Consider the following 13,038-nt stretch of genomic DNA (forward strand, 5'->3'; position numbering starts at 1 on the left):
GTGCCTCCTCGACGCTAACCGGGGCCGCGGAAGCCCGTCGAATCGCTTCGTAACACGTCGACACCCGGCGTGGTTCGCGAGCACTCTCCGGACCCTGTAAGATCGTTCATCGTGCCCCGCGCAAGCGAGGTGCGCCACCTTAGCTCAGTCGGCAGAGCGATTCACTCGTAATGAATAGGTCAAGGGTTCGATTCCCTTAGGTGGCTCCACATTTACAGCACAGGCGCCGCCAGTGCGCGCTCAGACCGTCGTGGGATGCTTCGCGGCCCAGGATGCGAGCAGCTGCAGGCGCTCGGCCGACGGCGAGCCGGGTTCGGCGGTGTAGACCATCATGATGTGTCCGGCCTCGGCCGTGATCGCGAGCTCCTCGTAGGCGAGGGTCAGCTCGCCCACGACCGGATGGTGGAACCGCTTCGTCCCCGAGCCGTGCGTGCGGACGTTGTGCGCAGCCCACAGGGTGCGGAATGTCTCGCTCTGCGTCGACAGCTCGCCGACGAGGTCCTGCAGACCCTTGTCATGCGGGTCGCGGCCCGCCTCGGCCCGCATGATGTTGACGCACATCGCCGCGAAGAGGTCCCAGTCCGGGTAGAAGTCCCGCGCGGCCGGATCGAGGAACTGGAAGCGGGCGAGGTTCGGCGTCCGTCCGCCGTCGCCGATGACGGGTGAGTAGAAGGCTCTGCCGAGTTCATTCGTCGCCAGCAGGTTCTGATGCGTGTCGCGCACGAAGGCGACGGCGTCGGTGATCGCGGCGAGGGCCCACTCGAGGCTCGGTCGCGGAGCGGCCGGTCGGCTGCTGCGGCGCCGTGCGCGTCCGGATGCCGGGATGCCGTCGGCCGCGCGGGCAAGATCGAGCAGGTGCGCCCGCTCGGTGTCATCGAGCTGCAGCGCGCGTGACACAGAGTCGAGGACGGATGCCGAGGCCCCCGCGATCGCGCCGCGCTCGAGCTTGGCGTAGTACTCGACGCTGACACCCGCGAGGATCGCGACCTCGGTGCGGCGCAGTCCTGGGACGCGGCGGTTGGCGCCACCCGGGAGGCCCGCGGCCTCGGGAGTGAGCTTGGCACGGCGCGACATGAGGAACTCGCGCACTTCCGCCTTGTTGTCCATGCATGAAGGTTAAGTCGATCGCCCTGGCCGTGGGGTGCCCTGCTGGTACACCCCTTGTCAGTGACTCCCTCGCGTACGAAGAGTTCCGGATGCTGGATTCATGCCTTCTTCCGTCACCGATACGTCGCGGCGCTTCGGCCGCCTGCTCCCGCCCCTGCTCCTACTGCTGACGGTGTTCGGTCCCATCTCGATGGACCTCTACCTGCCGGTGCTCCCGGCGCTGACGGCCGAGCTGGGCGCCGTCACGTCGGCCGCCCAGCTGACAGTGACCGCATGCCTCATCGGCCTCGCCGCGGGGCAACTCGTCGCGGGCCCGCTCTCGGATCGGTTCGGGCGTCGTCGCGTGCTCCTCACGGGGGTGGTCGCGTACATCGCGACGTCGCTCCTCTGCGCCCTCAGCCCGTCGATCGACCTGCTCATCCTTGCCCGGCTCGTGCAGGGACTCGCGGGAGGCGTCGGCATCGTCATCGCGCAGGCCGCGGGACGCGACGTCTATGAGGGCGCCCAGCTCATCCGCTTCTACGGGCGCCTGACGGTCGTCGGCGGACTCGCCGCCATCATCGGTCCGCTCCTGGGCGGACAGGTCGCGCTGCTCACCGACTGGCGCGGACTCTTCGTCGCACTCGCCGCAATCGGAGTGCTCCTGCTGGTCGCGACGATCTGGCTGTTCCCCGAGACGCTCCCCGTCGACGAGCGCCGCACGGGCGGCTTCGCGCAGACCGCCCGGGATTTCCGGACCCTTCTCACCGATTCGCGCTTCGTCGGCGCAGTCCTCAACCAGGGCTTCATGTACGCCGCGATCTTCGCGTACCTCGCCGGTGCCACCTACATCCTCCAGGGCGTGTACGGACTCTCGCCGCAGCAGTACGCCCTCGCGTTCGGGCTCAACTCGGCCGGCTTCATGGCATTCGGCTTCCTCGCCGGCCGAGCCGCGGAACGCTGGAGCCTGCACCGCACGCTCGCGCTCGGCATCGCGATGTCAGCCGTCGGCGCGGCGGGACTCGTGTTCGCCGGCCTGGTGCCGAGCCCGGTATGGGTCGTCATCCTCTCGCTCTTCGCGCTCGTCAGCGGCGCCGCGATCACAAGTCCGCCGGCTACAACGCTGGCACTCGCCGATCATCCTCAGATTGCGGGCACCGCCTCTTCCGTGCTCGGCATGGTGCGGTTCGGTCTCGGCGGCATCGCGGCCCCTCTCGTCGGCATCGCCGGCGCCGCCGCGATCCTTCCCCTGGGCATCGTCACGGCATCCTGCATCGTCCTCGCCGCCATCGCCGCGGTCGTCACCACTCGCCGCGGGGCAATGGTGAGCGCCGCCGCCGGCGCCGAGCTTGCCGGCATCCACTGATCCACTCATCCGAAGGAGACCCACCATGAAGGCCACCATCCTGTACGGCCCGCGCGACGTTCGCGTCGAACAGCGCCCCAAGCCCACGATCCAGCATCCGACCGACGCGATCATCAAGCTCGCCGCCGCGTGCGTGTGCGGCTCCGACCTGTGGCCGTACCGCGGCACCGACGCAGTCGCCGACCCGATCGCGATGGGCCACGAGTACTGCGGGATCGTCGAGGAGGTCGGAGCCGACGTGACGAGCATCACGCCCGGGCAGTTCGTCGTCGGCTCGTTTTTCACCTCCGACAACACGTGCGAGATCTGCCAGGCGGGGTACCAGTCCGGCTGCATGCACCGCGAGGGCATCAACGGGTCGCAGGCCGAGTACATGCGAGTCCCGCTCGCCGACGGCACGCTCGTCGCGACCCCCGAACTTCCGCCGGCAGACAAGATCCCCTCGCTGCTCGCGGCATCCGACGTGCTCGGCACGGGCTGGTTCGCTGCGGTCGCCGCCGAGGCAGGCCCCGGCAAGACCGTCGCCGTCGTCGGCGACGGAGCCGTCGGACTCCTCGGCATCCTGGCTGCCAAGCAGCTCGGTGCCGACCGCATCATCGCGATGTCGCGCCACGCCGACCGACAGGCGCTCGCGCGCGAGTTCGGCGCGACCGACATCGTCGAAGAGCGCGGCGACGACGGCGTCCAGAAGATCAAGGACCTCACCGGCGGCTACGGCGCACACTCGGTCATCGAGGCCGTCGGGACCCAGGAGTCGATGCTGCAGGCGATCCGCGCCACGCGGCGCGGCGGACACGTCGGCTACGTCGGCGTCGCCCACGACGTGTCGCTCGACGGACAGGAGCTCTTCTTCTCGCACGTCCATCTGCACGGCGGCCCGGCGCCTGTGCGCGACTACCTGCCGCACCTGATCGACCTCATCCTGAACGGCGAGATCGACCCCGGAAAGGTCTTCGACCTCGAGGTGCCGCTCGATCAGGCCGCCGAGGCGTACCAGGCCATGGACGAACGCCGGGCCATCAAGGCTCTGCTGCGCGTCTGAGCATCCGCAACATTTCAGGGGTCCGGCCGTACGTGTGCCGGACCCCTGTCGGAGAGAAGGGAACAGTCCGTGAAGGTTGAATCCGAACGGCAGACCATCAAGAACCCGCCCGAGTGGTTCACCGGCGACGTGTGGCTCGATCTGGTCGCCTCGCCGCAGGATCCCGGTCAGCGCATGAGCGTGGGAGTCGTGCGGTTCGCGCCGTGTGCGCGCACGGCATGGCATTCGCACCCGGGCGGACAGACGCTGCTCGTCACCGAAGGCGTCGCGCTCGTGCAGGCGCGCGGCGGCGAGGTCATCGAGGTGCACCCGGGTCAGACCGTGTACACGCCGCCCGGCGAGGAGCACTGGCACGGCGCCGCCCCCGACCGCTTCATGACCCACATCGCGATGTACGAGACGCCTGACGGCGAGTCGAGCGCCGATTGGGGAGCCCACGTCACCGACGAAGAGTACGGGCGCGGTCCCACGGTGACATCCCGCTGAGCAAGGGATGGCCGGACCGAGGCGAGCGGTGACTCGCACCCCGATGTGCACCGAGGCGACGCGACACTGGACGGCACGTCGGAACGGGCAGACAATGACGCCATGGGGCGCCGCCCTCGCCCGACCCGTATGAGGCAGGCGCCGTGATGAGCGGCGTCCTGCCTGCGCGCGTCATCCGCACTCCAGATCAACGGATCCGGGTGTTCGTCAGCTCGACCTTGCGCGAGCTCGAGCCCGAACGGCAGGCCGCTCGGGCGGCGATCGAGCTGCTTCACCTCGCGCCGGTGATGTTCGAGCTGGGCGCTCGACCGCATCCGCCCCGGGCGCTGTACCGGGCGTACCTTGCGCAGAGCGACATCTTCGTGGGCGTGTACTGGGAGCAGTACGGCTGGGTCGCGCCGGGCGAAGAGGTGTCCGGCCTCGAGGACGAGTACCGGCTCGCCGACTCGGACATGCCGAAGCTCATCTACGTCAAGGAGCCGGCGGAGCGCGATGAACGGCTGGCGGTCCTCATGGCACGGATCCGTGACGACGACACCGCGTCATACAAGTCCTTCGCAGACGCGGACGAGCTGGCACGACTGCTCGAGACCGACCTCGCGACTCTTCTCGCTGAACGGTTCGACGCCGGTCGTCCGACGATGGCCGCAGCGGTCGCCGAGCCGGTCACCGGTCGCATGCCGACGCCGAGCACGGCCATCCTCGGTCGCAGCGCGGAGGTCTCCACTCTGCTCGTGTGGCTCGGCGACACGCGGGCGGACGAGAGGCGCCGGCTCATCACCCTCGTCGGACCGGGCGGAATCGGAAAGAGCCGCCTTGCGATCGAAGTTGCCCGGCTGGCGACTGAGAGGTTCGACCGGGTGACCTTCGTCCCGCTCGAGCACATCCGCGACCCCGACGATATGCTTCCCGCGATCGCCCGGGAGCTGGGCGTCCGCGCGGGCGAGGATCTGCCGCTGATCGAGAGACTCGCCCGCGCGCGCGCCGGCCGGCGCGACCTTCTCGTGCTCGACAACTTCGAGCAGATCATCGAGGCTGCGCCGGACGTCGCGATGCTGCTCGCCCGGCTCGCAGACGCCACCGTCGTCGTGACGAGCCGCGCCCGGCTCCGCATCCATGGCGAGCAGGTTTTCGACCTCGACCCGCTGGATCTCCCGCATGACGCGGAGAATGACCCACTGGCGGAGATCGGCCACTGCGCGGCGGTGCGACTCTTCACCGATCGCGCTCGGGCTGCCGACTCACGGTTCCAACTGACGGAGAGCAACGGTGGAGACGTCGCTCGGCTCTGCCGAGCACTCGACGGTGTTCCGCTCGCGATCGAACTGGCGGCAGCAGGCATCCGTGCTCTCTCGCCTGCGGCGATGCTCAAGCGGCTCGACAGCGTTCTCGCAAGGCTGCCGGCGGGCGACCGTGACGCTCCGGAGCGCCAGCGCACGATCCAGACGACCATCGAGTGGAGCCTGGATCTTCTCGATGCGGATGCGCAGGCGCTCTTCACACGCCTCGGCGTGTTCGCCGGCGATTTCAGCCTGGACGCCGCCGAAGCGGTCACGGCGGATGACCCGTCGACGGCCGGTCTTCTCGAGACGCTGCTCGAGCTCGTCGACGCGAGCCTCCTGCGAGCGCACGACGTCGACGGGGTGCCGATCTTCTCGATGCTCGCACCGGTGCGCGAGATCGCCGCCGCACAGTTCGATGGGTGCACGGATGCCGCTGTGGTGCGTCTCGCGCACGGTGAGTACTACGTGCGCCTCGCCGCGGAGGTCGAGCCGCTCCTACGTGGATCGACACAGAGCGCCGCGGTCCAGCGGCTTGACGCGGAACGCGACAACCTGCGTGTGGGGTTCCGACACCTCATCACGGCGGGTCATGTGGACGCCGTGGCGGACGCGGTGTGGCGGCTGCTGCTGTATTGGTGGATCGAGGAGCTGCTTCTGGAGGCGAAGGCATGGATGCGCGACGTGCTCCAGGCGGGGGTTCCGCGCACGGATCGCGCCCGCGCTGTCGCGCGCCTGGTCCCGGAGTGGGTGTCGGAATGGCAGCCGGGCGCCATGGTCGATGTGGAAGCCATCGAGTATGCCGTCGCGCTGTTGCATGAGGCGAAGGATGCGTTCAGCGAGGGATGTGCGCTCACAATCCTGGCGATCGCGTTCAACGCGTCGACACCGCCCAGGCTCGATCGCGCCGAGGAGGCCCTGCGCCGAGCGCTCGAGCTGGTGCCAGTCGACGTCGACCCGTCGTTCAACGCCGTGTTCCGAAGCGTCATGGGGACCACGGAGCTTCTTCGCGGCCGCCCCGCGGAGGCGCTCACGTTCTTCGAGGCCGCGCTCGCAGATGCCGTCCGCGCAGGCGACCGGTTCGTCGAGGGCATCACCCTCACCAATGTCGGCTGGAGCCGGCTCGCGCTCGGTGAGGCGCATCCGGAGTTCTTCACCAGGCATCTCGAGATCACCTTGTCGTTCGGTGGCGAAGACGGCATCGGGTATGCCTTCGAGGGCCTCACCGCGTGCGAGATCGTTCTGGGCGATATCGAGCGGGCGGGGACGTTCCTGGGTGCGGCGGAGACGATCCGGCGTCGGACCGGCATCTTCGACCGGCGGTCGTACGTCACGTATGGGCCGTTCGTCGAGCGTGTCCTCGCATCGGCCCAAGCGGACCGGTTCCAGGCGGCCCGCGACCGTGGACACCGCCTGAGCCGGGCGGATGCCGTGCAGCTGGCGCTCGAAACCGCAGCATCGTGACGCCCTGCGGATCGAGCGCAGCGGCGGGCCATAAGTACGGATCCCTGATCGATCCCTGTGTGAGGACCGACCTCATGAGCCGCACGATGTCGAGGCCGGTCGGAATGCGGAGTGACGGTTGCCTTCACTCCGGCCGGTTCCCCCGCGCGCCGCCGATCGTGAACGGTGTCGTGACGCCCTCGTACATGACATGCGCGGTGAGCCCGTCGACCGCGTGAGGCAGCGTGTGGCAGTGATCCATCCAGATACCGGGGTTGTCGGCCACGAATGCGATCTCGTAGCGCTCGCCGGCCTGTACGTCGAGCGAATCCACGATCCACGGACTGCCCGATGCCGAGATTCCGTTGCGGGACAGGACGACGACGTGATGCCCGTGAAGGTGCATCGGGTGCACCTCGCCGCTCTCGTTCCGCAGGCGCATCACGACGACTTCGCCGTCGCGCACGTGGAACATCGGCACGTCGGGGAACATGTGCCCGTTGATGGTCCAGAAGTTGCCGGGGCGTCCGTCGATGATCCCCCAGCGGCGTCCGATCACATAGTCGAAGATGCGGTCGGGGGTCGATGCGTCGAAGTCGAGGGGTGTCGAGCTGCCGTAGGCGAGCAGATCGAGCGAGCGGTTCGGCTGCGGAGCGGGCGGGGTGCTCGCGCTTGCGTCTCCGATGTGGATGACCCGGCCGCCTCCGACGTGCAGGTCCACCGCGCCGCGCTCGGGCGCGACCACCGTGACGTCCAGGCGGCCGCCCGCGGGGATCCGTACCGTCTGTCCCTCCACGTCGCTCGGACTCACGACCTCATGGCCGTCTGTCGCGACGACGCGGAACGGTCCGCTGGACCAGACCGACGCCGTGCCCTGGTCGGTGTTGATGACCCGAACGCGTACGCGTGCGCCCGGTGCGGCGACGACATGCGTGTCCTGTGCGGCGCCGTTGAGCGTATGCCGGCCCGCGTACACGTGGAGAAGCGCGACGACGTCCTGCTCGGCACGTGACCCGACAGCAGTGGATGACCGGGCCGGCGCGATGACGATCGCCCCGAACAGCCCGCGCTCCACCTGCTCGTGGGACACCTGGTGGGAGTGATACCAGTACGTCCCGGCATCCGCCGCCTCGAAGCGGTAGGTGAATGACTCGCCCACCGCGACCGCATCCTGCGTGACGCCGGCCACGCCATCGGCGGCGTTCGGCACGTCCATTCCATGCCAATGGAGGGTGGCGCCCGCCGTAACGGATTCGTTCACGAACTCGACCTCGACCAGATCACCCTGCCGCGCCCGGATCGTCGGTCCGGGTGACGTCCCGTTGACGGTGTAGCCCTCGATCGGGCCCACGCCGGGAATGTCGACGGTTTCGGCGCGGGCGACGAGGCGTATGCGCACGTCTGGCCGTCGGTCCGGGTCCGCGGTGAGCGAGGTCACCGAGATGGCCGACGCCGTCCCCGCATGGTGATGGCCGTCAGAGGCCGCGGCATCGCCGCCCATGTCCATGACCGAGTACTCGCCGCGGAGCGTCGAGCTCCACGCGACCGCGCCCAGCGCGGCCGCCGTGCTGAGCGCGACTCCCGTCAGGACCCAGCGGAAGACGTCACGTCGAGACGGCATCGGCGTTCGGCGTCGCATCGGCTGTGCGGTGCAAGCCTGCTGCTCGGCGGGGGACAGCGGGGGCATTGCGAATGCGCAGCGCAGCGAAGACTGCGGCGAGGAGCACAGCGAGCGCGTTCGCCCCGTGCACGAGACCAGCCCAGGGAGCGTCAGGGATGCTGTATCCCAACGAGACCTGGAGGACCACGAGACCGAGCACGACGAGTGCCCACAGCTTCGCCCCGCGAGCTCTCACGAAGAACGAGACGACGACGAGGGTCAGGGCCGCGAGGGGGATGACGCCTCCGCCGACGATCGCGTGGATCGGAAACCCGAGCTCCCCCTCGAAGCTCCCTTGTCGGCTCTCGACGAGTGCCTTGTCGATGACACCGCCTTCTTGGACGAAATGGACCATCCCGCCCAAGCCGAAAGCGATCGAGGCGGCCTGGACGACGACTCCTCCGGCGACGATCCAGGCGATCACTGCATAGACCACTCGCATGACTGACACCTCTCCGTGCGATATGCGCTGCGAACGCCCCGTCTGCATGCTCTGTCGGCGTTGCCGTGGACGCCGGTCGCGTCCGCGTCTCTCCAGACTCGCGACGGGGTCACCCGATCGGTACACGGCCAGCCGCCGGAACACTGGGGGCTGACCCCCATTGCGCCCCGCGGAACGCCGCCTGTCCGGGAACAATGAACAGGCGGATCATAGGAACTGTGGTCCGCAGGTGGGTGTGGCTCGCGACGCTGGGTCCGATCGGCACCGCGTCGCTCGCCTACGTCTTCATCGTCCGGGGATTCGTCGCGCCCACCGGCGGGGACGCGCTGCTCTGGCCGCTCCTCGGAGTGCTTCCCATCTTCACCTTCGGCGTGTGGCTGCTCACAGCATCCCCCTCGCTCGCGGCGATCTGTGTCGCGATCGGCGGCACAGCGTTAGCTGTCTCGTCGGCATACGAGACGTTCCTCGCGACGAACCCACAGGCCATCTCGGAGCCGTGGCTTCCTTACCTCAACGTTGTCGGCCTCACGAGCGACGCCCTGTCAGCGGCCGCGTACCTCGTCATGATCGCGGCATTCCCCAACGGGGTTCCAGGAGGCCGGTGGGCCCGGATCATTCCGCCGCTCGCGTGGATCGTCGTGGTCGCCGGACCGCTCAGCTTGGTCACGAGCGAGCACATCCTGTGGCCGAAGTACGCCGAGATCCCCGGTGACCTTCAGGTACCCAGTCCGCTCTTCGTGCCGTGGCTCGCCTGGGCGGGCCCAGTCGTGGAGGTCGCACTGGCCGGGCTGTGGCTTGCGATGGTCGTCGGACTGATCATCTTCCTTCCCCGGGCCGTATTCGGCGACGCGGGAACCCGGTCACGTCTTCGGCCGCTGCTCGTCTCGGTTCTGGCAGCGATCGGCGGCTGGACCCTCTGGACCGCCTGGCCCGAGGTCTGGCTCTTCGGCGCATTGGCACTCGCGGGTCAGATCGCGCTGCCCGCCGTCTTCATCTACGGCATCCTCCGGTACGGCGCCTTCGACGTGGCGGCAGGCGACCGTGGCGTGGCCGTCGTGCGGTCATCCGGTGTGCTCATCACCGTGCTCTACGGAGCCGCGGTGGCGGCCCCTGCGGTGCTTCTCGGCGCGCAGATCGCCGGGGTCGGTCTCGTCTTCATCACGGCTTTGGTCGCGGTGGCTCTGCTCCCCGTGCGCGGGTGGCTACAACGGGCCATCCGGCGCGCCATGTTGGGTGACCGGGAGCGCCAGCTCGAAATGCTGAGCGAGCTCGGAGCCAGACTCGAGCAGAGTGTCGCCCCGTCGCAACTGCTCACCGAGTTGGCACAGGCCCTCCGCGATGGGCTCGAAGCCTCGTGGGTGCACATCCGCCTCGCGGCATCCGATGGCTCCCTCTTGGACTCACCCATGGGGTGGGCGGGCGAAGCGGATGCCGCGGAGACCGAACGTCCGGCTGTCGCCCATGATCTCGTCCGTGGCGACGAACTGCTGGGACGCGTCGAGCTGGGCGCGCGCCGCCGCGGCGACTACACCGACGCCGAGCGCGCCCTCCTCCGCACGGTCGCCGCGCAGGCGACCTCTGCGATCGACAATGTGCGTCTGACGGCACAGCTCGCCGAACAGCTCGAGGAGCTGCGGGCCTCCCGCGAGCGCCTCGTCGCCGCGCAGGATGACGAACGCAAACGCCTGGAGCGCGACCTCCACGACGGCATCCAGCAGAACGTCGTCGCGCTCATCGCCGGACTGCGCCTCGCACGCAACCGGCTGCAGCGAAACGAGCTCCAGCCCGACGAACTCGTCGCGCTGCAGGACCACGCCCGGGAGACGCTCACCGACCTGCGCGAACTCGCTCAGGGCATCCGTCCTCCCGTGTTGAGCGACAACGGCCTCGTCGCCGCACTCGAGTCAGGGGTCGCGCGCTTTCCAATCCCCCTCACGGTCGATGCGGATGCGAGCGTGCGGTCTGAGCGCTTCGCGGATGAGGTCGAGACGACCGCTTACTACGTGGTGCGCGAGGCTCTTTCGAACACGGCCAAGCACGCTCAAGCGACACACGCCTCGGTCGGGCTCACGCGCGAAGACGGGCATCTGCGGATCGACGTGACCGACGATGGACGCGGCCTCGGGACGACGGTCACCGCCAGTGCGACGCGGGGCGGGCTCGCGAACATCCGGGACCGCGTGGCCGCTCTGCGCGGCACTCTCGCAGTGACCGCCAACGCTCCCTCCGGCACGCACGTCAGGGTGGAGCTTCCCGTGACCACCGGCGGCGGTCATGGGTGAGACCGTCCCTCTGAATGTCGTCATCGCGGAGGACAACTACCTCGTGCGCGAAGGGCTCCGTCGACTTCTCGAGGACTCCGGCGAGATCGACGTCGTGGGCTCGACCGGCAACGCCGTCGAACTCCTCGATGCCGTCCGCCGGCTCAACCCTGACGCAGTGCTGACGGACATCCGGATGCCGCCGGGTCATCAGACCGAAGGCATCGAGGCAGCCCGCACCATCCGTGCCTCGCATCCTCACATCGGCGTCGTGGTGCTCTCGCAGCACGCTGACGAGAGCTACGCGCTCGCGCTGTTCGCCGACGGCTCAGCCGGCCTCGGCTATCTGCTCAAGGACCGCATCGGCGACCTCGAGGACCTGGTGCACGCACTTCGCGAGACGCGCGCGGGCGGCTCAGTGATCGACCCGAAGGTCGTGGACACCCTGGTGCGGAGGCGCTCGGCCGGCGCGTCGAGTCCGCTGGCGGCTCTTTCGCCGCGCGAGCTGGACGTCCTGCGCGAGATGGCGCTCGGCAAGACGAACGCCGGTATCGAGCACGCCCTCTTCCTCTCGTCATCAACCGTCGAGAAGCACGTCAATGCGATCTTCACCAAGCTGCGCCTGCCCGAATCCGGCGTACATCGTCGGGTAGCGGCAGTGCTCGCCTTCCTGCAGAACACCAGCACGGAGGATTGACGGCGGGAGTCAGTGGGTCCGCTTGATTGCGATCCTCATGGCGCGGACCTCCTGATCGGCATTCTCCGTCGGCCGTTCAGCCGGCAGCTCGGCGATGAGCTTCATCTGGTCTGCGCATCCTCGCGCTGCGAGGATGAGGCATGGTCGTCGCACCGACTGCGGAAGACTTCCGCTCGTGCATGGCGGAGACGCCGCGCACGGTCACAACGTCGGCTGGATCGATGGAGTATGCCGAACGGGGTGACGGCGAACCGGTACTCGCCGTGCATGGCACTCTCGGCGGCTGGGATCAAGGATTGGTGGGCGCTGAGTTCCTCCGGCTGAACGGGTATCGGGTCATCGCCCCCAGCAGGCCCGGCTATTTGGGCACACCGTTGACCACGGGCCGCACGTTTGCTGAGCAGGGTGATGCGCTCGCGGCTCTGCTGGACGTGCTGGGCATCGACACGGTCATCGTGTATGCGGTGTCAGGCGGCGGACCCGCCGGTTACGAGCTCGCCGCCCGGCATCCGGAGCGCGTGACGAAGCTGGTGCAAGTGGACAGCGTGTGCATCCCCGGCCCGATCCCCAGCCGTTTGTCGAGCATCGCCGCCCGTGACATCACCGCCAAAGCGCAGCTGTGGCTCCTTCGCCACGCGACCAGGCTAACCCTGACCGTGCTGCTCCAGGGCGCGGGCACCTACACCCGCTCCGAAGCCGCCCAGCGCGGCACCGCACTCGCAGCGATCCCGGGGTGCACCGTCCAGTTGGAGGCGGTGCTCGCGGCGTCGATGGATTCCGCGAGACGTCGCCCGGGGATGCGCAATGACTTCAAGATCTTCGAGCCGGCGCGCTTGGACCGCATCACCTGTCCGACGCTCGTCCTCCACGGCCGGCACGACAAGATCGTCCCGCCTGCGAGCGCCGACTACGCCAAAGCCCACATCCCCGACTGCGACGTGCATTGGATGGACGGCTCACACGTCGCGTTCGCTCTGGAGGCAGCGGACACCGCGCCGACCGTCGTCGTCCAATGGCTGACCGACCCCCACTGAATCCGGGCCGACCCGCGTGGGTCGCCGCACGGGCTTCGCGCAGAAGCCGAACGTCGCGAGCGGGGTCCCACGTGCGCAGCGGGGTCCCTCATCCCGCAGCTCCGGGTATTACGGGTGGAACGTGCTGATCCTAGACTGCGGCCGTGGGGGACGAAGCGGGGGTACCGGTGCGAATGTGGGCTGAGCGTGCTGTCGCCAGGTATGCCATCAGATCTGTGCACGCGGTTCGGGTTCCTGGAGG

10 protein-coding genes and 1 tRNA gene are annotated in these 13,038 nt (G+C 68.7%); 8 read left to right on the top strand and 3 right to left on the bottom strand.

Annotated features, from left to right (window positions below; genetic code table 11):
• Positions 1–133 precede the first annotated feature (133 nt).
• A tRNA-Thr gene (locus ACH3VR_RS02915) sits at positions 134–209 on the top strand.
• Positions 210–240: 31 nt separating this feature from the next.
• On the opposite strand, the gene ACH3VR_RS02920 is transcribed toward ACH3VR_RS02915, so the two are convergent.
• Positions 241–1,107: a helix-turn-helix transcriptional regulator gene (locus ACH3VR_RS02920; protein ID WP_396639247.1), complete on the bottom strand. Its 867-nt coding sequence runs from the start codon at positions 1,105–1,107 to the stop codon at positions 241–243.
• Positions 1,108–1,207: 100 nt separating this feature from the next.
• On the opposite strand from ACH3VR_RS02920, the gene ACH3VR_RS02925 reads away from it, so the two are divergent.
• From ACH3VR_RS02925 to ACH3VR_RS02940, 4 genes are all read left to right on the top strand, one after another.
• Positions 1,208–2,452, top strand: coding sequence for a multidrug effflux MFS transporter (locus tag ACH3VR_RS02925; protein ID WP_396639248.1), 1,245 nt, complete (start codon positions 1,208–1,210; stop codon positions 2,450–2,452).
• A gap of 25 nt (positions 2,453–2,477) precedes the next feature.
• Positions 2,478–3,494: a zinc-dependent alcohol dehydrogenase family protein gene (locus tag ACH3VR_RS02930; protein ID WP_396639249.1), complete on the top strand. Its 1,017-nt coding sequence runs from the start codon at positions 2,478–2,480 to the stop codon at positions 3,492–3,494.
• 69 nt (positions 3,495–3,563) lie between these two features.
• Positions 3,564–3,980, top strand: coding sequence for a (R)-mandelonitrile lyase (locus ACH3VR_RS02935; protein ID WP_396639250.1), 417 nt, complete (start codon positions 3,564–3,566; stop codon positions 3,978–3,980).
• Between the two features lie 146 nt (positions 3,981–4,126).
• Positions 4,127–6,724: an ATP-binding protein gene (locus ACH3VR_RS02940; protein WP_396639251.1), complete on the top strand. Its 2,598-nt coding sequence runs from the start codon at positions 4,127–4,129 to the stop codon at positions 6,722–6,724.
• Between the two features lie 124 nt (positions 6,725–6,848).
• Here the strand turns inward: ACH3VR_RS02940 and ACH3VR_RS02945 are convergent, their stop codons facing one another.
• Together ACH3VR_RS02945 and ACH3VR_RS02950 are read right to left on the bottom strand one after the other, a co-directional pair.
• The gene (locus tag ACH3VR_RS02945; RefSeq protein ID WP_396639252.1) at positions 6,849–8,324 is read right to left on the bottom strand and encodes a multicopper oxidase family protein; all 1,476 of its coding nucleotides are present in this window, start codon (positions 8,322–8,324) and stop codon (positions 6,849–6,851) included.
• Positions 8,308–8,805, bottom strand: coding sequence for a hypothetical protein (locus ACH3VR_RS02950; RefSeq protein WP_396639253.1), 498 nt, complete (start codon positions 8,803–8,805; stop codon positions 8,308–8,310). Before ACH3VR_RS02950 ends, ACH3VR_RS02945 begins: the two co-directional genes overlap by 17 nt.
• A gap of 218 nt (positions 8,806–9,023) precedes the next feature.
• On the opposite strand from ACH3VR_RS02950, the gene ACH3VR_RS02955 reads away from it, so the two are divergent.
• From ACH3VR_RS02955 to ACH3VR_RS02965, 3 genes are all read left to right on the top strand, one after another.
• Entirely contained in the window at positions 9,024–11,087 is a 2,064-nt protein-coding gene (locus tag ACH3VR_RS02955) for a histidine kinase (protein WP_396639254.1), read from the top strand.
• Positions 11,080–11,763, top strand: a complete 684-nt coding sequence (locus ACH3VR_RS02960) for a response regulator (RefSeq protein ID WP_396639255.1) — start codon at positions 11,080–11,082, stop codon at positions 11,761–11,763. The genes ACH3VR_RS02955 and ACH3VR_RS02960 overlap by 8 nt, the downstream gene beginning before the upstream one ends.
• A 140-nt stretch (positions 11,764–11,903) precedes the next feature.
• The gene (locus ACH3VR_RS02965) at positions 11,904–12,797 is read left to right on the top strand and encodes an alpha/beta fold hydrolase (protein WP_396639256.1); all 894 of its coding nucleotides are present in this window, start codon (positions 11,904–11,906) and stop codon (positions 12,795–12,797) included.
• Positions 12,798–13,038: the final 241 nt, after the last annotated feature.

The organism is Microbacterium alkaliflavum (assembly GCF_044325405.1).
Lineage (GTDB): Bacteria > Actinomycetota > Actinomycetes > Actinomycetales > Microbacteriaceae > Microbacterium > Microbacterium alkaliflavum.